This window comes from bacterium (assembly GCA_016703265.1).
In the GTDB taxonomy this organism is placed as follows: domain Bacteria; phylum Krumholzibacteriota; class Krumholzibacteriia; order LZORAL124-64-63; family LZORAL124-64-63; genus CAINDZ01.
On sequence record JADJCK010000005.1, the window covers coordinates 251,525 to 275,095 of the forward strand.

Annotated in this window: 18 protein-coding genes; 10 read left to right on the forward strand and 8 right to left on the reverse strand. The window is 69.7% G+C overall.

Annotated features, from left to right (window positions below):
- Positions 1–42: 42 nt before the first annotated feature.
- Positions 43–2,466, reverse strand: coding sequence for a tetratricopeptide repeat protein (locus IPG61_10760; protein MBK6734552.1), 2,424 nt, complete (start codon positions 2,464–2,466; stop codon positions 43–45).
- Positions 2,456–2,836, reverse strand: a complete 381-nt coding sequence (locus IPG61_10765; protein ID MBK6734553.1) for a hypothetical protein — start codon at positions 2,834–2,836, stop codon at positions 2,456–2,458. Before IPG61_10765 ends, IPG61_10760 begins: the two co-directional genes overlap by 11 nt.
- Before the next feature lie 592 nt (positions 2,837–3,428).
- Between IPG61_10765 and ccsA the strand changes: the two genes are divergently transcribed.
- Positions 3,429–6,911: a cytochrome c biogenesis protein CcsA gene (gene ccsA, locus IPG61_10770; GenBank protein MBK6734554.1), complete on the forward strand. Its 3,483-nt coding sequence runs from the start codon at positions 3,429–3,431 to the stop codon at positions 6,909–6,911.
- 173 nt (positions 6,912–7,084) lie between these two features.
- On the opposite strand, the gene IPG61_10775 is transcribed toward ccsA, so the two are convergent.
- From IPG61_10775 to IPG61_10785, 3 genes are all read right to left on the reverse strand, one after another.
- Positions 7,085–8,014: a DUF1684 domain-containing protein gene (locus tag IPG61_10775; GenBank protein ID MBK6734555.1), complete on the reverse strand. Its 930-nt coding sequence runs from the start codon at positions 8,012–8,014 to the stop codon at positions 7,085–7,087.
- Positions 8,001–9,464 carry an aminotransferase class V-fold PLP-dependent enzyme gene (locus tag IPG61_10780; GenBank protein MBK6734556.1) on the reverse strand — a complete coding sequence of 488 codons (1,464 nt, stop codon included), beginning with the start codon at positions 9,462–9,464 and terminating at the stop codon, positions 8,001–8,003. Before IPG61_10780 ends, IPG61_10775 begins: the two co-directional genes overlap by 14 nt.
- A gap of 197 nt (positions 9,465–9,661) precedes the next feature.
- On the reverse strand, positions 9,662–11,845 hold the full coding sequence (locus IPG61_10785) for a hypothetical protein (GenBank protein MBK6734557.1): 2,184 nt from the start codon (positions 11,843–11,845) through the stop codon (positions 9,662–9,664).
- Between the two features lie 190 nt (positions 11,846–12,035).
- On the opposite strand from IPG61_10785, the gene IPG61_10790 reads away from it, so the two are divergent.
- Positions 12,036–13,424 carry an HD domain-containing protein gene (locus IPG61_10790; GenBank protein ID MBK6734558.1) on the forward strand — a complete coding sequence of 463 codons (1,389 nt, stop codon included), beginning with the start codon at positions 12,036–12,038 and terminating at the stop codon, positions 13,422–13,424.
- Positions 13,425–13,459: 35 nt separating this feature from the next.
- Here IPG61_10790 and IPG61_10795 read toward each other — a convergent pair whose 3' ends face one another.
- The gene (locus IPG61_10795) at positions 13,460–14,134 is read right to left on the reverse strand and encodes a GntR family transcriptional regulator (protein MBK6734559.1); all 675 of its coding nucleotides are present in this window, start codon (positions 14,132–14,134) and stop codon (positions 13,460–13,462) included.
- Between the two features lie 249 nt (positions 14,135–14,383).
- On the opposite strand from IPG61_10795, the gene IPG61_10800 reads away from it, so the two are divergent.
- From IPG61_10800 to IPG61_10820, 5 genes are all read left to right on the forward strand, one after another.
- Complete coding sequence (locus tag IPG61_10800; protein ID MBK6734560.1) at positions 14,384–14,944, forward strand: tetratricopeptide repeat protein; 561 nt, start codon at positions 14,384–14,386, stop codon at positions 14,942–14,944.
- 159 nt (positions 14,945–15,103) lie between these two features.
- Positions 15,104–15,691, forward strand: a complete 588-nt coding sequence (locus tag IPG61_10805) for a sigma-70 family RNA polymerase sigma factor (GenBank protein MBK6734561.1) — start codon at positions 15,104–15,106, stop codon at positions 15,689–15,691.
- Entirely contained in the window at positions 15,688–16,479 is a 792-nt protein-coding gene (locus IPG61_10810) for a zf-HC2 domain-containing protein (GenBank protein MBK6734562.1), read from the forward strand. The genes IPG61_10805 and IPG61_10810 overlap by 4 nt, the downstream gene beginning before the upstream one ends.
- Positions 16,480–16,491: 12 nt before the next feature.
- Positions 16,492–17,073, forward strand: coding sequence for a hypothetical protein (locus IPG61_10815; protein ID MBK6734563.1), 582 nt, complete (start codon positions 16,492–16,494; stop codon positions 17,071–17,073).
- A gap of 198 nt (positions 17,074–17,271) precedes the next feature.
- Positions 17,272–17,682 carry a response regulator gene (locus IPG61_10820; protein MBK6734564.1) on the forward strand — a complete coding sequence of 137 codons (411 nt, stop codon included), beginning with the start codon at positions 17,272–17,274 and terminating at the stop codon, positions 17,680–17,682.
- Here IPG61_10820 and IPG61_10825 read toward each other — a convergent pair.
- Positions 17,679–19,109 carry a hypothetical protein gene (locus tag IPG61_10825; protein ID MBK6734565.1) on the reverse strand — a complete coding sequence of 477 codons (1,431 nt, stop codon included), beginning with the start codon at positions 19,107–19,109 and terminating at the stop codon, positions 17,679–17,681. The two genes, IPG61_10820 and IPG61_10825, sit on opposite strands and share 4 nt — an antisense overlap.
- Positions 19,096–19,554, reverse strand: coding sequence for a L,D-transpeptidase (locus IPG61_10830; protein MBK6734566.1), 459 nt, complete (start codon positions 19,552–19,554; stop codon positions 19,096–19,098). The genes IPG61_10825 and IPG61_10830 overlap by 14 nt, the downstream gene beginning before the upstream one ends.
- Positions 19,555–19,812: 258 nt before the next feature.
- On the opposite strand from IPG61_10830, the gene buk reads away from it, so the two are divergent.
- The 3 genes from buk to IPG61_10845 are packed head-to-tail and all read left to right on the forward strand — an operon-like array spanning position 19,813 to position 23,483.
- Entirely contained in the window at positions 19,813–22,038 is a 2,226-nt protein-coding gene (buk, locus tag IPG61_10835) for a butyrate kinase (GenBank protein ID MBK6734567.1), read from the forward strand.
- A complete protein-coding gene (locus IPG61_10840; protein ID MBK6734568.1) occupies positions 22,035–22,943 on the forward strand; it encodes a phosphate butyryltransferase in 909 nt (302 codons plus the stop codon). Before buk ends, IPG61_10840 begins: the two co-directional genes overlap by 4 nt.
- Positions 22,944–22,985: 42 nt before the next feature.
- On the forward strand, positions 22,986–23,483 hold the full coding sequence (locus IPG61_10845) for a rubrerythrin family protein (protein MBK6734569.1): 498 nt from the start codon (positions 22,986–22,988) through the stop codon (positions 23,481–23,483).
- Positions 23,484–23,571: the final 88 nt, after the last annotated feature.

Below are 23,571 nucleotides of genomic sequence, written 5' to 3' on the forward strand. Positions count from 1 at the left end.
CGGGTACTGCAGCGGCTGGCACCGGCCCGCGCAGGCCGGCGGTCAGCGCGGCGTGGGGTCCGCTTGCCGCAGCCACCGGTACAGGGTCATGCGTGAGACGCCAAGCTGGCGCGCCGCTCGCGCCTTATTGCCGCCGGTGCGCGCGATCAGCGATTGCAGGGCGCTGCCGCTCAGGCGAGGGTTCCGCGCTTCCACTACCTCGGCGGTGTCGTCGATGACCAGGCAGTCGCCGACGTCGTCGCGCCGCACGACCACCGGCAGGCCGTGCCGGCGGCACAGCCAGGCCTGCTGCGCCACCGCTTCCAGTTCGGCCACGTTGCCGGGCCAGTGATGTTCGGCCATCGCCGTCAATGCCGCCACATCGAACACCGAGCGGGCGGTGAGCGTCGATCCCTCCAGTCGCGACAGGAAGTGATCCAGCAGCGGCAGCACGTCCTGCTTCCGTTCGCGCAACGGCGCCACGCGCACCGTCATCAGCCGCAGCCGGAAGTAGAGGTCGGGCCGGAAGCGGCCGGCTTCGGCCAGGGCTGCCAGGCCGTCGCCGGCAGTGGCCATGATGCGTACGTCCGGCGCCATCTCGCCGCCGTCACACCGCCGGCGCCAGGCGCCATCGCGCACCAGGCGCAGTGTCTCCATCTGCAAAGCCGGGGGCAGGGCCTCGATGCCGGCCAGCAGCAGCGTGCCGCCGGCGGCTCGCGACAACAGCCCGCTCGTGCCGTCGCCCGCTTCCCCTTCCAGTTCCCAGGCCAGGGTCGCCGAGTCACCGCCGGCGCAATCCAGGCGCAGGAACGGCAAGGCACCGCGCGGACCGTTCTCGTGCAGGCGGCGAGCCAGTGCGGCCCGGCCGGTGCCGTCCTCGCCGAACAGCAGCACCGGGCCGGTGTGCCGGGCGAAGCCGTCACAGCGTCGCAACGCCTGTTGCAGGGCCGCCGACACCGCCACGACACGCGTCGAGGGAGCGCGCTTGGCCGAGAAGGTGCGCCACAGCGGCTGTTCGGTGTCGCCCCGCAGGCGCAGGCGCGACAGTTCGGCCACCACGGCGGCGATCTCGCCCGCCAGGCCCGGCACGCCGAGATCCTGGCTGGCCTGCTGGGCTCGAAGTGCGCTGCGCCAGGCCAGGGCCATGGCATCGGAACCGGCGCCATGCGTGCCGCCGACCTCGGGCGCGCGACGCAGCACGCGGGCCAGGTGGTAGTCGCACGTCATCGCTTCGTGGCGCGCCGTCATCGCGTGCAGCTCACCCGAGGCTTCCTCCAGCTCGCGGCGGGCCACCGGCAGCCTGCCGAGATGCCCGGCGTTGACACCCAGGCAGCGACGGATGATGGCGGTCTCGTAACGGTCGCCGACTTCGACGGCCATCGTCAGCGCCTCGTCCAGCACGCGCAGGGCGTCGACATGACGGCCTTCGAGGTCAAGGCATTCGCCTTCGCGACGCAGCAGCTCCATGACCAGGTCTCCGCGGGGCGCCAGCCGGCGGGCCAGGCCCATGGCGCGACGGTAGTAGACACGCGCTTCGGCGGGGCAGCCTTCGTCACGGCAGACATCGCCCAGGAACTCGAGGGCCAGCGTTTCCTCGCGCGTGAAGCGGTGCTCCCTGGCGGCCGCGTAGGCCTCGAGCAGGTCGGTGCGGGCAGCGGCGAATTCCTCGCGCAACCGCCGCACGTTGCCCAGCGCCAGCCGGGCACGGCACTGCATGTCGGGCAGCTTGCCGACCAGCGCCAGTTCCGAGGTGAGCAGTTCGGCCGCCGGTTCGTAGTCGCCCTGCTTGTAGCAGACGATGGCGAGATTCTGGTAGTTCTGCGCCAGGCGGGCGCGGGCGCCCAGCTGGCTGTTGATGGCCAGGCTCTTCTCGAACCATCGGCGCGACTCGTCGAGCCGACCCTGCGAAAGGAACGTCCAGCCGAGGAAGTTGGCGGCGACGGCGCCGCGCACCGGCTCGTCGAGCACGGTGAAGGCCGAGCAGGCGAACTCGACATGGCTCACTGCTTCGCGCAGGTGTCCCTGCCAGCGCAGTGCGGCGCCCAGCAGCAGGCGCAGTTCCGCATGCACGGGATCAGCCGTATCGGTGACGGTTTCCAGGAGGCTGGCCGCCTCGGCGGCCACCTCGTCATGGCGTCCCTCGAACAGGGCCAGGTTCAGTTCCAGCGCGCGCAGCGCCGGTTCGTCGGCCCGCAGCCCGTCGATCTGCGCATCGGCCAGCCAGCGACGGACCTCGTCGTGGCGCTTCAGTTCGACCAGGCACCAGGCGCGCAGCAGGGCGGCGGCCCGGCGATCGTCCGCGTCAGCCTCCGCGGACAGCGCCGGCGACAGCGCGGCGATGGCTTCGGGGTGCCGGCCCAGCCGGTACAGGCGTCGCGCATCGCGCAGGGCACTGCCGGGGTCGGCGGATTCGCGTTTCAGGCCGCGTCCGGCAGCGGGCATGGCCGCGGCTTCGGCGCGTTCACGGCGATGGCGGTCAGGGCGCACGGTGCCACCTCCCAACCGACAATCCACGCCACCAGGAAGCAGCGTCGGCGCGATCCACACGGACGAGCTTGAAGCAGACGGACCACGGCTGCCCTGCCGGAGCCACGACCGGCACCAGCAGGACCATGTCCGCCTGCTCGCTCGTGGCGACGTCCTCGGCAGGCACCGGCCGCTCGGTCCGGATGGAGGGGGAAGATGCGCCGGGAGTCACGTCCGACGGGCGCAGCACGCCGTCGCCGGGATCGCCGGCGGGTTCGTCGCTGATGTTCGGCCGGATGGCCAGGCTGGCTGAGGCGGGCCACAGGGCCAGCCAGAGGGTCAGGGCCAGCAGGAGGGCAGCGGGGCGACGTCGCGAAACAAAGCGGTCCATGGGCGGCTCCTGGGAGGGGGAGCGGGTCCTGATGGTCCGGCAAGTTCCGTCTCGTCCGGCCGAGTGGGCCGTCCCTCTTCCGCGCCGCCGCGTGAGCTCCCTGAGGGGCATCGCGTGGAGGAGGCTACGGGTCGGGGCCGTGCCCGGGGTCATGAACTTCTTGAGCGGAGACTAGCATCCCGCTCACGAAAGGGTCAAGGTTATTTTTGGTTTCGCCTTATTAAGTGCGTTTATGAAATTGATTTCGACATTGTGGCAGGTACGATTTTTGATGTTATGGCGCAAATGTGTCACACGCCAGGTGTCACATCGGCGGCCTCCCGGAGCCGGCAGAAATGTCCATTTGAAGGGAACCCTGAGCGGCGCCGCGGGTTGCGTGGGTGCCGCCGGGCGGAAATTGCCGGGTGGCCGCTTCCCGCACGCACGGCACGGACCAAAGGCTAAATGCAGATAGCCATCGGGTCCGGTCGGATTTTTCGGCGGCAACGGCAAGCGCTCGTTATATTTGGCGCGCACCGCACGACCCTGGACGGGCTGTACGAGGCTTGCATCCCACGCGTGCCGCGGTCACCCGCAACCCTGGATGGTCACCGTGAAAGGTTTCTTCAAGAACCCGGTCATCGCCTTCCTGTCGTCGCTGAAGCTCAGCGCGTTCCTCATGGCGGTGGTCGCCTTTGCTTCGGCCAAGGGCACGTTCATCGAATCCGCTGTCGGCCGCGACGGCGCGTACGACCTGGTGTACGACGCCTTCTGGTTCGAAGCGGTGCTCGCACTGCTCTGTATCAGCCTCGGGCTGTTGTTCTTCCGGCGCTGGCCGTACCGGCCGCGTCAGTACGGGTTCATGCTCGTGCATGTCTCGATCGTGCTGATCCTCGTGAGCGCCGCCATCACGCGCTACTTCGGCTACGAAGGCATCATGAGCATCCGCGAAGGCGCGAGCTCGGACTTCATCTATTCGAACCACAAGCATGTGACCGCCACGAGTGACGGCCAGTCGGCCGACATGAAGGTGCGCCTGTGGCAGGCGGGCACGAACAACCACAAGCAGAAGATCACGCTCGGCGGGCAGGAGTACACGCTCGCAGTGACGGAGTACTTCCCGCACTTCACCGAAGCGTGGACTGCGGCGCCCGGCGGCCCGGCGGCCCTGCAGTACGGTGTGCTGGTTGAGGGACAGATGAGCGACGGCATGCTGATCGAAGGGGACCGCGCGATGATCGGCCAGGCCGAGGCGCGTTTCCTGACGACGCCCTTCGGTGATGCGATGGCCACCTCGCGCTACGGCGACCTGCGGCTCCGCATTGGCGGCGAGACCTGTGCCTTCCCGGTGCAGCCGGAAGGCAATCCGGTCGTGACCTGCGGCGGGCACAAGTTCCAGGTCACCGAGTTCCAGACGTCGTTCACTGTGGGCGGCGTCGCGAACGCCGAGGGGCCGATGGTCAACCCGATGGTTCGTGTCGCGATCACGGCGCCCGACGGCCGCAAGGGCGAGCGGATCCTGTTCGCCTACCATCCCGATTTCTCGATGGGCCACAGCGGCGCCGAGGAGTCCTTCGCCGACCTGGACCTGGTCTACCAGGTCAATCGCGGCGTCGAGTTCACGCGCGGCGGCACCACGGGCGTGCAGGGGCGCGCCTCGTTCCCGCTGACCGCGGCGAACATGCAGACACAGTCAGGGGAGAACGAGATCCCGGCCGGCGTCGTGTTCGACGTGGTCAAGGACATGCTCTACCGCAACACCGAGAACGATTTCGGCCTGGTGCCGACAGCCACCTTCAGTTCGGTGGTCAAGGCGCCGTCACTCAGCCAGGACGGCAATGATCCGCCGGCTGCGCGCGTCGTGCTGCGCGATGCGGCGGGCGCCGACCTGGCCAACGTCATCTGCATTGAGCAGGAGCGGCCGGTGACCGTGCAGGCGGGTGGTCGCAATTTCGAGCTGTCGTATGGTCCGCGCATCGTCAAGCTGCCCTACACGGTCACGCTCGACGACTTCGTGCTGCAGACCTATCCCGGGAGCGAGAACCCGGCGACGTACGAGAGCTTCGTGTCGCTGGACGACCCGCAGATGGGGGTCAGCGGAAGGAAGGTGCACATCTTCATGAACAGCCCGATGAACCACCGGGGTACGAAGCACTTCCAGTCGTCGTACGATCGTGATCGGCGCGGCACCGTGCTTTCGGTCAACCATGACCCGGGCAAGCTGCCGACCTACATCGGCTACGGGATGATCTCGCTGGGCTTCCTGCTGATCATCCTCAAGGACCTGCTGTTCCCGGTGAAGTCGCGGAAGGCGACCGGCGGCAGTGCGGCGGTTGTCGCGGGCGCCGGCCTGCTGCTGGCCCTGGCGCTGGTGGCCCCGCGCTCGGCACTGGCCCAGGCGCACGACCCGAACGACGGCACGGACCACTCGGGCCACAACCACGCGGTGAGCACGACGGGGTTCGTGGCCCTGTCCGACCCCGCGCGCGAGGCGGCCTCGCGGCTCATCATCCAGGATTTCAACGGCCGCATGAAGCCGCTCGACACGATGGCGCGCGAAATGGTGATGAAGGTCGCCAAGCGCACCAAGTTCGAGGGCCGTGAGCCGGTCGACCAGTACCTGAGCTGGTCGCTGAATGCGAACTTCTGGTGGGACAAGCCGCTGATCCAGGTGAAGCACCCCGGCCTGAAGTCGCTGCTTGGCGTCGATGCCTCGATCAAGCACGTTTCGGCCGCCAGCCTGTTCGACGCGCAGGGACGCTACAAGCTGACCGAAGCCGTCGAGGAGGCCCATCGCACGCCGGACCGCGAACGCTCCAAGCTGCAGCGGCAGTTGATCAGCTTCGATGAGCGCTTCGAGATGCTGTACATGACCTTCCGCGGGTCGACACTGCGCGTGTTCCCGATTCCCGGCGATGCGAACAACACCTGGCAGGACATCGCCCAGACCACGCCGCGGCTTGATGCCGCCCAGAAGCAGCAGTACGGCGCTGCCTTCGAAGCGTTGTCGCGCGGCTTGCAGACCGGCGACAACGCCAGCGTGATGGCCGGCATCACGGGTGTCGCCTCGCTGCAGCAGCAGTACGGCGCCAAGGTGCTGCCGCCGACCAAGCGCCTGAATGCCGAGCTGTTCTACAACCGCTCGCACCTGTTCTCGTGGATGATGCTGCCGCTCCTGGGGACCTTCGTCGTCCTGATGGCTGTCTACATCTGGAACCTGTTCCGGAACAGCAGCCATCGGCTCAGCTTCCGCAACCCGTTCTACACCGCCGGCGTGGCGATGTACGCGATCGCCTTCGTCGGCATGGTCACGGCCTACGTTCTGCGCTGGATCGCCTCGGGTCGCGCACCGATCAGCAACGGGCACGAATCGCTGCTGTTCATCTCGCTCGCGGTGGCGCTCGCGGGCCTTATCTTCGAGTTCGTCTACCGCCTGGGGGCGCCGGCTTCGCTGGGCGGCCTGCTGACGACGATCATCCTGGGCGTCTCCATGTTGTCGACCTTCGATCCGGCCATCGGCCCGCTGGTGCCGGTGCTGGTCAGCTATTGGCTGAACATCCACGTGACCATCATCACCGCCAGTTACGGCTTCCTGGGGCTCTCGGCCCTGATCGGCATGTTGACGCTGATCCTCCTGATGACCAAGCGCCAGGGACGGCAAAACGTGCGCGAGGCCATCGGCACGCTCGACAACATCAACAAGCACATGACCATCGCGGGCCTGGGCCTGCTGACGGTGGGCACGCTGCTGGGCGGCGTCTGGGCCAACGAATCGTGGGGCCGTTACTGGGGCTGGGACCCGAAGGAGACGTGGGCCCTGATCACGATCCTGGTCTACGCGGTGGTGCTGCACTTCCGCTGGATGCCGGCGATGCGTTCGGTGTGGCTGAACGCTTCGCTCAGCACGGCGGCCGTCAGTTCGGTGGTCATGACCTACTTCGGCGTGAACTACTTCCTGTCGGGGCTGCACAGCTACGCGGCCGGTGATCCCATGTCGGTACCGGCGTGGGTGTATATCGGCGTCGTGATCATGGCGGTGCTCATCGGGATCGCGGGGCTCGTGGACCGCAATCGACGCTGGGACGCGGCGGCGTAGCAGAGACGCCCGTAGAAACAACGATCCCGGACCTGTCCTCGCCCCTTCGGGGCTGCGGATTGGTCCGGGATCGTTGTTTCTACGGGCGTCTCTGCTAGGCAACAGCGACAGCGTCGGATTCGGTCAGCCCCGCGTGTCTTGCCACTGCGTGCGGGTGGCATCGACAACTGGAGTCAATGGGTGCCCCAGGATTTTTCGCCGGCTTCGATGGCGACGGGGAGCGTGTTGGCCTTGCCGGGCAGGGGACAGGTGGCGTATGGGGTGAAGACGCACGGCGGGTTGTAGGCGCGGTTGAAGTCGAGGACGACCGTGCCGTCGGCGGCGGGGGCGGGGGCCGAGAGGAAGCGGCCGCCGCCGTAGGTGCCGTGGTTGTTGGTGGCGTCGCCGAAGACCAGGAAGAGTTCCTCGCCGGGCGCGCCGGTCGGCGACAGGCGGTATTCCTTGCCGGACAGCTCGAAGACCAGCGTGCCGGGGCTCGGCTCGTCGGACTCCTGACCGAGCACGTTGGGCACCTTGACCGTGCCGGGGCCGCCCTCGAGGCGCGCGGTCACGCGCCAGCGGGCATCGACAGGATAGCGGTCGATGCCCTGGAAACTGCGCAGGGTCTCCGATTCGCGGTCCTTCACGCGCACGAAGAACGCGCCTTCGCGCTGCACCACGAAGAACAGCAATGATCCGCAGGCCAGCGTGGTGGCAGGGCCGTCATGGTCGGTGGCGAGCGTCAGGGCCGTGACCGGGGCGTTGGCTGAGTCGGCCAGGGTCACCATGGTGCCCGGCGCCGCGGAGAACGACCAGCGGCCGCCGACAAAGGCCAGTTCGCCCACGTGGGCCGGCGCCTTGTCGACCAGGCGCACCAATGCGGTCGAATCGGAACCGACGGTGTTTACGCGTGTCGGATCCAGTTCGTGCAGGCCGACCAGCGTCAGCCAGCCGGTGTCGCTGCGCAGCCGTTCGACGCGCTGCGCATGCCAGGCATCGACTTCCGCCACGTATTCCGGTGTCGTCGTAGCCGCCTCGCGCCCTCCGCAGGCCGCCACCAGGAGAAGGAGAGGCAGCACGGGCCATCCGGCCCGCGTCGTCAGGCGTCGCTCAGTCGGCATCATCGGCCACTCCTTTGGAAAGGGCTCTGGCTCCCGCGCGCAGCGCGTCCCAGGCCTGTTGCACGTGCTCGCGCTGCGTGGCGCGCTGGCCGATCGCCAGGCGCAACGTGGTGACGTCATCGAGTCTGGTGTGGGTCAGGTAGATCGTGCCTTCGCGGTTCACGTGCGCCATCAGGGCGGCGTTGCGCTCGTCGAGCGTTGCCGGGTCGGTGATCCCGGCGGGGCGCCAGCGGAAGCAGACCGTGTTGAGCGGCACCGGAGCCAGGCGTTCCCAGTCGGGTGCGGCGTCGACCCAGCCGGCGAACTCGCGGGCCAGTTCCAGGTGACCGGCCACGATCTCGCGCAACCGGCGCGCACCGTAGCTGCGCAGCACGAACCACAGCTTGAGGGCGCGGAAGCGTCGACCCAGCTGCACGCCCCAGTCCATGTAGTTGACGACCTCGGCGTCGCGCGTGGTGCGCAGGTACTCGGGGTGGATGGCCATGGCCTGCTGCAGGTGGTCGGGATCTCGCACATAGAAGGCCGAGCAGTCGAAGTTCGTCAGCAGCCACTTGTGCGGATTGAAGACGAGCGAGTCGGCGTGTTCGACGCCGTCGAGGATCCAGCGCATCGCGGGCAGGATCGCGGCCGTGCCGGCCAGTGCCGCGTCGACGTGGAGCCAGACGTCGTGACGTCGGCAAACCGGGCCGATGGCCGCGAGCGGGTCGATGGCGGTGCAACCGGTCGTGCCCACGGTGGCGACCACCGCGCAGGGGCGCAGGCCGGCCGCCGTGTCGGCTGCGATCAGGCGCTCGAGGTCGGCGGGATCGAGGCGCCGCTCGGCGTCCAGGTCCACGGCAACAACGTTGTCGGCGCCGAAGCCGGCCAGTCGCGCTCCCTTGAGCACCGATGAATGCGCCTCGCGCGATGCGTAGATGCGCAGCGCGCCGTTGCCGGCGGCGCCGGTTCCGGCGGCACCAAGCCCGGCGCGGTTGGCCTCGAACCCCGTCGTCCGCTCGCGTGCGCAGACCAGCGCGCAGAACGTGGCGGTCGAGGCCGTGTCGTGGATGACGCCGTGGAACCCCTCGGGCAGTCCGATCAGCTGCCCGAGCCAGGCCATCATGCGCTGCTCGAGTTCGGTCGCGGCCGGGCTCGTCTGCCACAACATGCCGTTGACGCCGAGTCCGGCCGAGAGCATCTCGCCGAGGATGGAGGGGCCGCTGTTGTTGGCCGGGAAATAGGCGAAGAATCGCGGGTGGTTCCAGTGGGTCACGCCCGGCATCACGTCGCGTTCGAAGTCCGCCAGGATCGCCGCCATCGATTCGCCCTCTTCAGGCGGCGATGCCGGCAGCGCGGCGAGAAGGTCGCCCGGGCGACTTTGACTGCACACGGGATAGCGATCGGCATGCTCGAGATAATCGGCGATCCAATCGACGACCTCGTGTGCGTGGAGGCGGAACTCGTCTGGCTTCATGCGGGCTCCCGAAAGCAGGGACTGGAAACGCGGCACCGGGCCAGGACAGCCTGACCCGGTGCTCCGCTTCTGTCAACCCGCGCGCAGCGCGCACGGTCTATTTCGGCTTCTTGGGACTGTTGAGCATGATGAAGTTCTTCTTCGGCGGTTCAGCACCGCCGTCGGCCGGGACGGTGGCCGCTACGGGAGCCGCGGGTTCAGCGGCCGGTTCGGCTGCCGTCGCCGGCGCCGGCGCCGCCGCATCGGCAGCGACGGGCGCCTTCTTCTTCGGCCGGTTGAGCATGAAGATGTTCGAGCCGCCCGGTTCGGCGTCGCCTGACTCCGGCAGGCTCGGCCGCTGCCGGGGCCGCCGGGGCCGGAGCCGCCGGAGCTGCCGGAGCCGCAGCGGTGGTCGGGTCGGGCGCCGCCGGCGCTGCGGTCTCGGACGGGGTCGCCGGCTTGGCCGCCTTCGGCTTGTTCAGCAGGAACACGTTCCGGTTACTGCCGCCGTCAGCCTGAGGCGTGGCAGGTCCGGCAGGGGTCGGAGCCGCAACCGGTTCGGGCGACGCCGCGACCGCAGGCGCCGGCGCCGGTGCCGGTGTCGGTGTCGACGCAGCCGCCACTTCAAGATCCGGAGCCTTCACGAGCGGCGGCGCAGCCTCCGGAGCCGCCGGCGCATCGGTGCCCAGCACCTCGGCCACCGACGGCTTCCGGCGCGGCTTGCCGAGCATGAACACGTTGCCGTTGCTGCCGTTGTCCACCTTGGGCGCTGCCGCGACCGGGTCGGCTGCCGGGGTCGGAACGGCGGCCGGTGCCGCGGCCGCGGCAGGGGGCGCCAGCGGTTCAGGCGCGGGGACCGCGGCCGGCGCAGGTGCGGGCTGGGCCGCGGCGGCGATCGCCTCGGCCGTGGCGTGCGCGACCTCGCGCGGCGTCGGCTCGGGCGCCACCGGGTCGTCGTCGATGCGCGCGGCCGGTGCGGGCGCCGGCTGCGGCGCCGGTGCCGCGGCCACGGGCGCAACGGCAGGGGTCGGCAGCGGCAGCGGTTCGGCCGGGGCTACGGCCTGCACGCGGCGCGGCGGATCGAGCATCAACTGGCCCAGGTTCTGCGAGACCTTGTTGATGGCCGCCACGTTCTTGATGATCTGCCCGATGGCTTCCTCGTATTGCCGCGCGGTTGCCAGCACGTCGTTCACGGTCTGGTCGATCTCGCTGGTGGCGCGGTTGGTCTGCTGCGCGAGGCCCTTGACCTCCTGAGCGACGACGGAGGTGAAGGCTTCGCCGGTGCGCCCGGTGTGGATGGCTTCGCCGTCGATCTGCGATGCGATCTGCCGGGTGCGCGTGGCCAGCTGGGTCACGCGACCGACGATGCGGCTCATCTCGCGCGCCGAATCCACCAGCTCGGTGGCGGCCTCGGCCGTGAACGAGGCCGCGTTGTTCGCATTGCGCACGATCTTGTAGCCCTCGGCCGTGTCCTGCGCGATCTCGTTCAGCGAATAGAGCATGCCCTGCAGGGCAAAGCCGACGGAGTCGATGGCCTGGCGCATCTTCTCGGTGTTGCCGGCGATGTTGTTCATGTCGACGGACATCTGGTCGACGGCGGCGTTGACGTTGTCGAAATCGATGACCGGGGCATACGGCGCCGCGCGCCCGGGGCGAGGGGCGCGAAGCGGGTTTGCCGAGGCGTATTCGGGCATCGCGACCTCGTCGCCCGCGCCCATGCCGGTACGGGTACCCTTGTGCGCAGCGGAGCCCGGCGTCGAAGCGTTGTCCCGCTTCCGGCGTGCCGGCAACTTGCGCACCACCAGCAGCACGACACCCGCCACGCCCAGCCCGGCGGCGGCCCACACGGCGTAACCGGCCAGGGTCGCACGCTGGGCGGCACCGCGCCGGATGCCGTCGGTGGCTTCGGTCAGGCGCTGCGCCAGGACGGTGTGGTTGGTGTGCAGCCCGGCCAGGGCCTTCTGGCCGGCGGCGCTGTAGGCCGAATACTGGCCCGCGGCCAGGTCGCCCAGCGGCATGCCCGTCTCGAGCCACACCTGCGAGGCCTGCTCGAGCGCGTGCCGCGCCGTGGCGTCGGTGACCTTGGCGACGCGGCGGGCATGGCCGTCGTCGAACGGCACCTGGCCGCCGGCGAGCAGGGCGCCCAGGCCCTGGTCGAAACTGACCAGGGTGCGCCCGAGGGCCATGCGTGCGGCCAGCACCTCGTCACGGCCCGTGCCGTTTGCCAGCGAATCGGCCTGCACGACCAGCGCACCGATGAGCACCTGTTGGCGCGCGGCGACCTCGAGCTGCACGGCGGTGGCGCCGCCCTGTTGCCGCGTGAGACCGACATAGCCGACGGCAGCCAGCATGAGCAGGCCGACCGCAGCCAGGGAAAGATTGAGCACTCGCCTCGTGGACATCGCGATCCTCCATGAATCCGCGTCGGCAGACCGGACGGTCCGCCATGCCGCAATCCATATCGGCCCCCGAGGCCCCCTGTTGAGCCAAATTGCGGCGGGGTCATGAGGTTGTTCCCTCCGGCGACGGCGGGCGGTATCCTCACCGGCAGGTCGGGGCGCCGCCCCGGAAGCGGAGGTCTGCAGGTTGGATATGCGGAAACCGGAGGTTTCGCGGCTGGGGCCGGCGCTGGGGGCGACGGTTGCCGCCGTCTGCGAGCAGGTCGGCCGGGCCGGGGGCCGCGCCTGGCTGGTAGGCGGGACGGTGCGCGATTGCGCCCTGGGACTGGCCCCGGCGGACGCCGACCTGGAAGTGTTCGGAATCGAGCCGGAGGCGCTACGGGCCCTGCTGGAGCCGACTTTCGCGCTGGACCTGGTTGGTCGCTCGTTCGGGATCTTCAAGCTCCGCGACTGTCCCGTCGACGTCGGCCTGCCGCGACGGGAAAGCAAGAGCGGGGTGGGCCACCGCGGTTTCGAGATCCACGCCGACCCGCACCTGCCCCTGCCGTTGGCCGCGGCGCGCCGCGATTTCACGATCAACGCCGTCTATCTGGATCCGCTGACGGGCGAGGTGGCTGACCCCTGGAACGGCCTTGCCGACCTCGCGGCGCGACGGCTGCGCCACACCTCGGAGGCGTTCGCCGAGGATCCCCTGCGCGTGCTGCGCGGCATGCAGCTGGCCAGCCGCTATGAGCTGTCGGTCGACCCCGCCACGGTGGCGGCGTGCCGGCGCATGACGCCCGAGGGCCTGGCCCGCGAGCGCCTCTTCGGCGAGTGGGAAAAGCTGCTGACCTGCGGCGGACGACCTTCGCTGGGCCTCGGCTTCCTGAACGACACCGGCTGGCTGGACTACTACCCCGAACTGGCGGCATTGCGCGGCTGTCCCCAGGATCCGCGCTGGCATCCCGAGGGCGATGTCTGGACCCACACCGGCCACAGCCTGGATGTCTTTGCGGGCGAGTTGAGCGGGGATCGCGCCGACGACCTGGTTGTGGGGCTGGCCGTGCTCTGCCACGACCTGGGCAAGCCCGGCACGACCGAAACCGTGGATGGCCGTGTCCGCGCCTACGGGCACGAGGGCCTGGGGGGCGACCGTGCACGCGAGTTCCTCGGCAGGCTCACCGAAAGTCGCGCCCTGGTGGAGCAGGTGGTGGCGCTGGTTCATGAACACATGCGCCCGAGCGCGCTGCACAAGGCGTCGGCCTCGGATGCCGCGATCCGGCGGCTGGCGGTCAGGGTCGGCCGCATCGACCGGCTGGTGCGCGTGGCCCGGGCCGACGCGCTGGGGCGACCGCCGCTCCCGGACGACGGCTACCCGGCGGGGGACTGGCTGCTGCAGACGGCCCGTCGCCTGGCCATCGAGACGGGGCCGCCGGCGCCGATCGTGCTGGGCAGGCACCTGATCGCGCTGGGGCTGGAGCCGGGGCCTGATTTCGGCAGGCTGCTGGACCTTTGCTACGAGGCGCAGCTTGCCGGACGCTTCACGGACGAGACGGGAGGCCGGGTTTTCGCGGCGCGCCTGGCGCACCGCAAGGGCGGCTGAACCGGCGGTCGCATCAGGTTCAGCTCAGGCCCGAATCAGCCGTTGGCCGATTCCGCGGCGGCAGCTACGGGCAGGAACCGCGCCGCCTCGATCCCGAACGTCTCGAGATGACGGCCCCAGGCCGCCGCTGCGGTCTCGCGCTGACCCGATCGCACCTGCTCATAGATGGCGTTCCAGGAATTCAGCGGCACCGTCGGCTCGAAACCGCGGCGCAGCGCCTCGCGCCAGCCGCGCACGGACAGGGCCTCGAGCCGGGCGATGTCCCGCTGCAGCGTCTGGTTCGGGCAACCGTCGAGCAGGAGCAGCGACCAGCGCTGCGACAGCGGCGCCAGGTCGGCGGCCCGCTCGAACGGGGGCGCGGTCGCCCGCAGGCGGGCGCGGCCGATCAGGTTCTGCAGGTCCATCAGGCGCTGCGGCACGGGCGGCGTCAGCACCAGCGCCAGCGGCGCCAACCGGGCCAGCACCTGCTGCGCCTCGCGGAAGGGCGTCGATACCAGCGGCGGGATCAGGAAGCCACGCCCGACATCGCTGCCCAGGAACCCCGCGGCCTCCAGCCCCAGCATGGCCTCGCGCAGGGGCGTGCGGCTGACGCCCAGTTCCGCCGACAGGTGCGACTCGTTCACGCGCGCACCGGGCACCAGGCGCTGGTCGATCAGTCGGGCCAGGATCTCCTTCTGGACATCCTCGCGCAGCGGCTTGCGCTGGATCATGGCGGCTCTCCGGCAGCTGGTGGTGGCCTGATGGTTCCGGTCGTTCCCGCCATTATGGCAAACGACCGGCCGCGATTCCAGTCGGTCGGCGTGCCCGATGCGGATTTCACCGATTCCGGCCCCTGCCATGCACATCCTGGGTACGCAAGGACCCGCGGGGGCTTGCGGGGAACGACGGGTAACGGGGGGCAGGGCAATTCGAGACACCGCGGCAAGCGGAAGGGTAATCTGCCCGATGAGGTAAAAGGCATGAGCGAGCTGAGTCATCTCCTGGAATTCCGCGGCGGGACCTTCACGGTCGACATGTTCGCGAGCCCGGCTGTACAGGCCGCCTACCGCGTGATGCTGGAAGGCGACATCGTCGAGGCGGAAACGCGCTTCCGCCGTCTCATTGACGACAACCCGCGCGACCACGAAGCCCTGGCCGGCCTGGCCGTCTGTACCGCCGAGGACGGCGGGCGCTTCCTGACGGCCGAGAAGCTGGCCCAGCAGTCGGTGCGGCTGGCCCCCAAGTCGGCAGCCGGGTACATCGCGCTCGGATACATCCACCTGCGCGGTTCGCGCCTGGAAGAAGGCTACCGCTACCTGATGAAGGCCAAGCACCTGGCCCCGCGCGACCCCCGGCTCTCGGCCGGATTCGCGCTCTACGACCGCGAACGGCCGCCGGTCATTGCCGACCTTTCGCGCCTGCACCCGGTCAACAGGGTCCTGGGCGGTGTCCGGACCGGCCTGCGCTCACCGGCCCAGCGGGCCATGGGCCTGGCCTGCCTGGCGGTCACTGTCTACATGGCCAGCACGCTTATCGGCTGACCGGCCAATCAGTTGGCTCTGGGGCGTCCCCGCCGGCGGCGGGGGCGCCCCTTTTTTTGATCCAGCACCGAACCATTGACGAAGTCGGTGCGTCTGTGGGCTGATGGGTGCAGACAGGCGGGCCGCGATGGGGCGGGACCGCAGCCGACCGGAAGCGGGATGGACCAGGCACAACTGCTGCAACGATGCCAGGCGGGCGACGAACTGGCGTGGGAGGTGCTCGTGAGAACGCATCAGGGAAAAGTGTGCGCCATCGCGTGGCACTACCTCGGCGACCAGGACGAGGCGCTCGACATCGCGCAGGAGATCTTCGTCCGCGTCTATCGCTCGCTCGACGCCTGCACCGAACCCGATCGTTTCGAGCACTGGCTGACGCGCATCGTGCGCAACGCCTGCATCGACCAGTTGCGCCGGCGCAAGGCGCGGCCGCCGCGCCAGGACATCCCGGCCGACGAGCTGAACTCGCTGGCGGCGAACGCCGCCGATCCCGAGCAGCAGTGGTTGAGCACCTCGCGCCAGAAGCTGGTGCACCGGGGACTGCAGAGGCTGAGCGACATCAATCGCGAGATCATCGTGCTCAAGGATATCCAGGGGCTGCCCCTGGAGGAGATCGCCGGCCTGCTCGACCTGCCGCTGGGCACCGTGAAGTCGCGCAGCAGCCGGGCGCGCGTGGAACTGGCGCGCGCGATCGTGGAACTGGAAGGCGGGCCCGCGGGCGGCCCCATGGGCGTGGAGGCGGTGTCGTGAACGACCGTCGTGGCGACCGCGAACTGTTCCTGCGCAACGTGCTGGCCCGCACCAGCGGGTCGCCGTGCGCGCGCGCAGAATCGCTGCTGCCCGACCTGAACGATGGCCTCCTGGCGGAACTCGATCGGCAGCTGGTGCAGGCGCACCTCGAACACTGCGCGCCGTGCCGTTCGCTGGCCGTTGCCATGGGCTGGGCCGGGCCGGTGCTGCCGCAGCTGGCGGTGGTCGATCCGGGCCCCGGGTTCACCGAGGCCGTGCTGGCGCGCACCTCGCGCCGCCAGCGGCTGGCCATGCCGGCGCCAAGCGCGCGTCCGGGCGGCCTGCCGGGCCTGATGGACCGCCTCGGCCGCTGGTGGGGCGACCGTGTCCTGACCCCCGGCTTCGCGTCACAGGCAGCCTATGCAGCCACCGTGGTGCTGGTGCTGCTGACCGCGGTGCCGGGCGCGCCCCTGCGCGGAGTGCCGGGCGCGGCGTTGAAGCTGATGACGGCTGGTCCGTCCGCGGTGCCGGGCACGGCGTCCGTTTCTGGATGGGTCGATGCGCAGATGGCCGAGGCGCAGGCCGCCTTCGCCGCGCAGTGGAGCGGTGTCGATGCCGCCTTCGACGCCCGCCTGGTACGCACGGCCGAAGCCCGCAACCAGGCCGCGGCCCACGCCGGCTCGGCCCTGCGCGAACTGGAGAATCGCCGCCTCAGCGAGGCGGGCTACGAAGCACTCGGGGCCATCGACGCCTCGCGCCGCATCTGGACCCTTTGGTGGCATGGTGATGAACCGACGACGGAAGAGTGAAAGGAGCGGGACATGAACGGCAGCGACATGAACGACAACTACGGGGCGCAGGGTGCCCAGACGCAAGGTGGCCAGCCGTACGGTGCGCCGCCGCAGGGCGCGACCACCCCCGGGTATGTCCCGGGGAACTGGGATCGGCCGCGTCGGTCGCCGGCGCTGGCGACGATCCTCTCGATGATGCCCGGCCTGGGCCAGATCTACCTGGGCTACTACCAGCAGGGCTTCACCAACATGGCGATCTTCGCCGGGTGCATCACGGCGCTCAGCTCGAACCGGCTGGAAGGCATCGAGCCGTTCATCGCCTTGGGCATGGCGTTCTTCTTCATGTACAACATGATCGACGCGAACCGCCGCGCCCATCACCTCAACCGGGTCGCGGCCGGGCTCAGCCCCGAGCAGTTCCCGGACGAGTTCCCGCTGCCGAAGCCCCGGAGCTCGATGTTCGGCGGGGTGATCATGATCGGCATCGGCATGCTGATCATCCTCGACCTGAACTTCGACGTGCCCCTGGACTGGATCGAGGACTGGTGGCCGCTGGCACTGGTGCTCCTCGGGGTCCGCATGGTCTGGCAGGCGAAGCGCAAGGCGCACTAGCGGCGGCAGGTGCCTGCCGGCGGGGAGTCAGGGGCGGCCCGGTCGGGCCGCCCTTTTTGATACTGCAACACAAGATCTTCTGATTTTTGAGGCTTAAGTTGATGGCGCCGCGGTCGAATAGTGCAAATAATCAAAAGTCTGGCGACTGGACGGACCTCATGACCGTCAGCCGCGTCCTCGCCCCAAGGGAAGGCCGCCATGCCCAGGATCCTGGTTGTGGATGATGAAGAGCAGATCCGTCGGATCCTCCGGCTGACGCTCGAGCGCGCCGGTCACGAGGTGGATACCGCGGCGGACGGCAACGAGGCCGTCGCCCGGTTCGACCCCGCACGCCACGACCTGGTGATCACCGATATCGTGATGCCGGAGAAGGAAGGCATCGAGACAATCCAGGAGTTGCGGCTGAAAAGTGCCGACGTGAAGATCATCGCCATCTCGGGCGGCGGGCGCATCAGCCCCGAGGAGTACCTCGACTGGGCGAAGCGCTTCGGCGTGCACTGCACGTTCACCAAGCCGATCGATCGCGACGACCTGTTGCGCACGGTAGCGGAACTGACGGGGGCGCCGACCCCTGAACCCCACCTGTGCGGGGGCCGGGCCCGGCGCTAGCGGCGCCCTGCGAGGGCAGACAGGCAGTCGTGGGCGAACGCGGTCAAGGACGGATCACGGGCACCCATCACGAGCACCACGTCTTTCGGGCGCGCCTCCGCCGCGATCAGCGACGCGAGGCGCGCTCGTTCCTTTTCAAAGCGGGCGTCGCGTCCCCGGTGTGCGATCCCCGCGACCAGGTCCGCCGATGAGATGTCGCGCGTGACGGTGCCTCCGGCGAAGAAGATCTCCGGCATCCACAGCACGTCAACCGGGTCCAGGTGCGCGCTGAAGGCGTCGATCAGCGCCGCCTTGAGGAATCGGGTCGGGCCGTACCCATGCGGCTGGAAGACGGCCAGGACGCGGCCCCCGGGCGCCAGGCGGCCATGTGCCGTGGCCAGCGCGGCGGCCAGCTTGTCGGGGTTGTGCGCGAAGTCGTCGATGACCTCGACGCCGCCGACGGAGCCCACGCTCTGGAATCGGCGCGAGATGCCGCCGAAGGCGCGCAGCGGGGCGGCCATATCGGCCGGAGGCAGTCCGGCCTGCGCGCAGGCGGCGATGGCGGCCGTTGCGTTCAGTACGTTGTGGCGCCCCGGCTGGGCCAGCGTGAACGCATCAGCTCCCACGCGAAACGCTGCCGTGGCCGGCGCCAAGGCGATGTCGACGGCGCGGAAGGCCGCCTCCCGGGCGTCCGGTTCGGCGCCGAAGAGCACGGCACCCAGCCGGACATCGGCGAGGTTCTCGTCGGCGGCAGCCACGAACGGCCCGCGGGTGCGGGCGCGGAACGTGCGGAACATCGCGAGGATCTCGTCGGGCTGCTTGTGGTCCAGGCCCAGGTTGAGCACCACGCCCAGCCACGGTTCGTAGCGCACGAGGCTGCCGTCACTCTCGTCGGCCTCGACCACGAGCCACGGCTGGCCGCCGTCGGGCGCCGGCCCGGGGGCTGCCACGTTGCCTGTCTCGCCGCGCGCGACAAGTTCGGCCAGCGCGCCGCCGGTGAGCAGGCCCGGACAAAGCCCGCAGTCGCGCAGGATCGTGTAGATCATGCCGGTGACCGTCGACTTGCCGCTGGTGCCGCTGACAGCAATGCTGCGATGCGAGGCGACATGCTGCGCCAGCAGCTCCGAGCGGTGCAGGATCGGGATGCCGGCCGCGCGTGCGGCCGCGACATCCGGCACCTGATCTTCGACCGCGGTGGAGACGACGAGGCCCGAGCATGGCCCGAACTCGGGGCGCGTGAACGAGCCGTCCTGCGGGACGATGACCACGCCGGCGCCCTCGAGTTGTGCGCGCAGGTCGGGGTGCTGCCCCAGGTCGAAGGCGCGATCGCTGCCGCTGGCGCCGGCGCCGCGGAGCACCTCGAACAGGGCCAGCGCGCTCATGCCGCTGCCGCCGACGCCGGCGAAGTGCAGCCGCGAACCGTTCGTGGGAACCTCAGAGGATGACAACCGGATCGCCTTCCCGCACCAGGTCGAAGAGCGTGATGACGTCGGCGTTGGCCAGCCGCACGCAACCGTGCGAGCAGGGTGTGCCCAGGCGCTCTTCCGCATTGGTGCCGTGCAGGTAGATGTAGCGTTCGGCCGAGTCCACCCCGGGACCGCGGTTGACGCCGTCCTCGAGCCCGACCAGGGTGATCACGCGGGTGAGGATCAGGTCGGCGGAGTGCGCATCGCTGCCGCAGCCAACGCCGTCGGCGCCGGAATCATGGTCGTGCGGCCACACCCGTCCGGTGGCCTCCCGGCTCACGAAGACCATCCCGGGCGGTGCACCCTGGCCGATGCGCTGCAGGATGCGGTGGACCCCCGGCGGCGTGCCCCCCGAACCCTCGCGCGCATCCACGCCTGCGGCCGCCGTCGAAACGGGCCAGTTGTCGAGCGGCGTCTTCCCGTGCATGAGGTGGAGCTGCTGGGCGGCGACGTCGACCAGGAGCCAGCGCGCGACGCCGTCCGGGGCGTACCGTTCGACGCGCTCGAGCCCTTCGGCGAAGGGCGGCGGCGCCGGCGGCAGGGAGGAGTTGTCCGGGGAGGGGCGGGTCACGACGTCCTTGCCAAGCTCCGGAATAGAGGCCACTTTGGGTGTTAAATTAATATCGACCGCCGTGGCGGTCCATCCTACCGCCCGGCAGCGGGCCGACGAGGCAGGAGAAGGCCAATGTACGACATCGATGCCTCCCTTGACACCCAGATCCTGGCTCTCGGGCGACACCGGCCGGCCGTGGTCTTCGTCGAGGCGACGGATCCGCGCGTGATCGAGGCGGCGTGCCGCCTGCCGCGATTCATCCGCCCCGTGTTCCTGGCTTCGGAGATGGCGGTCAAGGCCGTCGCGCACAGCGAACTGCGCCACGTGGATCCCACGCGCATCGAATTCACATTGGCCGAGAGCGCGTTCGTCGACGTGCGCGAACGCACCGACCTGGTCGACGAGTTCGCGCGCGCCTGCACCGAACTGCCGCGCGCGATCCGTCGCACCGACAACCTGGCCGAGGCGCGGGAGCTGATGTCGGACCCGGCGCGCTTCGGCATCATGGCTGTCAGGCAGGGGCACGCCGACATCGTCGTCGGCGGCATCACGCACGAGCCGCACGACTTCTTCCGTCCCATGCTCCGGCTGCTGGCCAAGCAGGACGTGCTGAGCGAGGCCGGCGTTTTCGTGCTGCCGGACAGCCATCCGGAAGGCATCTTCCCGCACAACATCCTGGTCGTGGGCGATGTCGGCGTGAACGCGTCGATGACGCCCGAGGCGCTGGCGCATGTTGCCGTGGGCACCTGCGCCGTGGCGCGCGACCTGTTCCCGGAAGAGGTGCTGCCCGTCATCAACGGCGCCATGGTCTCGTACTCGAACCGCGGCTCGGACGAGGGACCCAGCCCGGAGCTGGTGCGCAAGGCGGCAGCGATGGTGCCGCAGATCCTGGCCGAGCGCGCGGCGCTGGGCGAGCGCTACCGTTCGATCCACATCGAGGGCGAGGTCAAGATCAGCGTGGCGCTCTCGCAGCGCGCGGCGCACCTGTACCGGCGCGGGCAGGAAACGGCCTTCGTGGGCGGCACCAACGTGCTGATCGTGCCCAACCTCGACACCGGCAACCTGCTCTTCCACCTGTATGCCACGCGCTATCCCGAGGCGCGCAAGTTCAGCGTGATGTTCGGCCTCCGGTTCCAGGGCGTGGACCTGCCGATGGACAGCACCGCGGCTGACGCCGCCGTGGCCATCAAGGCCTGCACGCTGCGCCTGCACCGCTTTGGGCACTGGCAGCGGACGCCCAAGGACACGTTCTTCCCGCGCCACCGGATCCTGGCGATCAACCCCGGCTCGACGTCGACCAAGATCGCGCTCTACGAGGGCGACCTGGAGACGTTCACGCGCGAGATCGAGCATCCGGCCGCTGATCTGCAGCCGTTCGAGGGCAAGCGCATCGTCGAGCAGTACGGCATGCGCAAGGAACTGGTGCTGCGCGTGCTGGCCGAGCACGGATTGTCGGTCGACGACCTCGACGCCGTGGCCGGGCGCGGGGGCTTGTTGCAGCCGATCCCGCACGGAACCTATGTGGTGAACGACCGCATGCGCGACGACCTGCTGAACGGGCATGGCCCCGATCACGCCTCGAACCTGGGCGCGTTGATCGCGCGCGAGCTGGTCGAAGGCACGGGCAAGCCTGCCTTCATCGTCGATCCGGTGGTGGTGGACGAGGCGCCCGAGCGCGTCAGGGTCACCGGCATGAAGGCCATCCGGCGCAAGGTCATCAGCCACGCGCTGAACCAGATCGCGACCGCGCGCCGCTACGCCCGCGAGAATGAGACCTTCTACGAGTACCTGAACCTGATCGTCTGCCACATGGGCGGCGGCATCACCGTCGGAGCGCATGCCAAGGGGCGCTACATCGACGTGAACAACGGCCTGGACGGCGAGGGCCCGTTCAGCCCGCAGCGTTCGGGCGGCGAGCCGACCGGCGACCTGATCCGCCTGTGCTTCAGCGGGCGCTACACGCTCGAGGAGCTGCTCAAGCTGAACAAGGGGCGCGGCGGGCTGCTGGACCTGCTGGGCACGGCCGACTTCCGCGAAGTCGAGCGCCGGATCGACGCCGGCGACGACGAGGCGCGCCACGTCTACGAGGCGATGGTCTACCAGATCGCCAAGGCGATCACCGGGCTGCTGCCGGCCTTCGACGGCGCCCACGTCGACCGGGTGCTGCTGACCGGCGGCATGGCCCGCAGCGAGCGCCTGGTGGCGGACATCAGCCGCGGCGTCTCGGCGCTCGGCTGCGGTGTCACGGCCTATCCCGGCGAGAACGAGATGCAGGCGCTGGTGCGCGGCGCCCTGCGCGTGGTGCGCGGGCGCGAGAAGGCGAAGCAGTACGAACCCGCCCCGGAGGCCAAGGCATGACCGCCATCACCAGGCTCGACGATCTGCTCAGCGGGTTGAAAGGCGCCGCACCGCGCCGACTGGCCGTGGCCGCCGGCCACGATCCGAACACGCTGGAGGCCGCGATGCGCGCCGCCGCCGAGGGCATCGCCCTGGTGACGCTGGTGGCCGACAAGAGGCGCCTGGACGAGATGGCCGCCATGTTGGGACCCCTGCCGGAGGGCGTGACCGTCATCGACGAGGCCGACCCGTCGATCGCCGCCGCGCGTGCGGTGGCGCTGGTGCGTTCCGGGCAGGCCGACGTGCTCATGAAGGGTCTGGTGGCGACCAGCGACTACATGAAGCGGATTCTCGACCGCGAGCTGGGACTGCTGCCGCCGGGGCGCGTGCTCTCGCACGTGACCGTGCTGGAGTTGCCCAGGTTGCCGCGGCTGCTCTTCGTGGCCGACGTGGCCATCATCCCGCAGCCGGACGTGGCGGCGAAGCTGCAGATCATCGAGTACTGCCTGCATGCGGCCCGCAGCTTCGGAATTGCGCGGCCGCGGGTGGCCCTGGTCACCGCGACGGAAAAGGTGAGCGCCAAGATGCCGGCCACCGTCGAAGCCGACGAGATCCGGCGCCTGGCGCTGGACGGCCGCTTCGGCGACGCCATCGTCGACGGGCCGCTCGCGCTCGACGTGGCGATTTCACCCGAGGCCTGCCGCATCAAGGAACTGGATTCGCCGGTGGGCGGCCTGGCCGACATCCTGGTGTTCCCGAACATCGAGACCGGCAATGTCTTCTACAAGTCGGCGACCCTCCTGGCCGGCGCGCGCGTGGCCGCCGCCGTGGTCGGCACCACGGCGCCCTGCGTGCTGACCAGTCGCGCCGACGATGAGGAATCGAAGTTGCTGTCCATTGCGCTGGGCTGCCGGCTGGCGGGCTGATCCGTCGGTCGGGGGCCGGCGCGCCACACGAAAGGCGCGTCCATGCCGAACACCCATGACAACCTGAAGGAAGCGTTCGCCGGCGAGAGCCAGGCGTTCCAGAAGTACACCTCGTTCGCCGAGGCGGCGGAGAAGGAGGGACGGCCGAACATCGCGCGGCTGTTCCGCACCACGGCGCAGGCCGAGCGCATCCATGCGGCCGGCCACTTCCAGGCGCTCGAGGGTGTCGGCGGCACGGCCGACAACCTGCGCGAGGCCATCGGCGGCGAGACCTACGAGTTCGAGAAGATGTACCCGCCCATGCTGGCGCAGGCGCAGGCGGAGGGGCACAAGGCGGCCCGCATGTTCCGCTTCGCCGTCGAGGCGGAGAAGGTGCACGCCGTGCTGTACGCGCGCGCCCTGGAAGCGGCGACGCGCGGGGAGGACCTGGCCGAGTCGAAGTTCTACCTGTGCCCCGTCTGCGGGCATATCGAGTTCGGGACCCCGCCGGAGAAGTGCCCGATCTGCGGCGTCCCGGCCGCGAAGTACGTGCAGGTCTGAGGAGGGGCGACGGCGTCCCGCCCGCGTTGACCACCGCCCTGGGCATGAGAAAGGCCCCGCCGGTTTCCACCGGCGGGGCCTCGTGCGT

Coding starts and splice junctions, on each gene's coding strand:
- IPG61_10795 (MBK6734559.1), bottom strand. CDS start 14,134: ATGATCCAGCGCAAGCCGCTGCGCGAGGATGTCCAGAAGGAGATCCTG.
- IPG61_10840 (MBK6734568.1), top strand. CDS start 22,035: ATGACCGCCATCACCAGGCTCGACGATCTGCTCAGCGGGTTGAAAGGC.
- IPG61_10790 (MBK6734558.1), top strand. CDS start 12,036: ATGCGGAAACCGGAGGTTTCGCGGCTGGGGCCGGCGCTGGGGGCGACG.
- IPG61_10785 (MBK6734557.1), bottom strand. CDS start 11,845: ATGTCCACGAGGCGAGTGCTCAATCTTTCCCTGGCTGCGGTCGGCCTG.
- IPG61_10830 (MBK6734566.1), bottom strand. CDS start 19,554: ATGCACGGGAAGACGCCGCTCGACAACTGGCCCGTTTCGACGGCGGCC.
- IPG61_10775 (MBK6734555.1), bottom strand. CDS start 8,014: ATGATGCCGACTGAGCGACGCCTGACGACGCGGGCCGGATGGCCCGTG.
- IPG61_10800 (MBK6734560.1), top strand. CDS start 14,384: ATGAGCGAGCTGAGTCATCTCCTGGAATTCCGCGGCGGGACCTTCACG.
- IPG61_10805 (MBK6734561.1), top strand. CDS start 15,104: ATGGACCAGGCACAACTGCTGCAACGATGCCAGGCGGGCGACGAACTG.
- buk (MBK6734567.1), top strand. CDS start 19,813: ATGTACGACATCGATGCCTCCCTTGACACCCAGATCCTGGCTCTCGGG.
- IPG61_10780 (MBK6734556.1), bottom strand. CDS start 9,464: ATGAAGCCAGACGAGTTCCGCCTCCACGCACACGAGGTCGTCGATTGG.
- IPG61_10820 (MBK6734564.1), top strand. CDS start 17,272: ATGCCCAGGATCCTGGTTGTGGATGATGAAGAGCAGATCCGTCGGATC.
- IPG61_10845 (MBK6734569.1), top strand. CDS start 22,986: ATGCCGAACACCCATGACAACCTGAAGGAAGCGTTCGCCGGCGAGAGC.
- IPG61_10815 (MBK6734563.1), top strand. CDS start 16,492: ATGAACGGCAGCGACATGAACGACAACTACGGGGCGCAGGGTGCCCAG.
- IPG61_10765 (MBK6734553.1), bottom strand. CDS start 2,836: ATGGACCGCTTTGTTTCGCGACGTCGCCCCGCTGCCCTCCTGCTGGCC.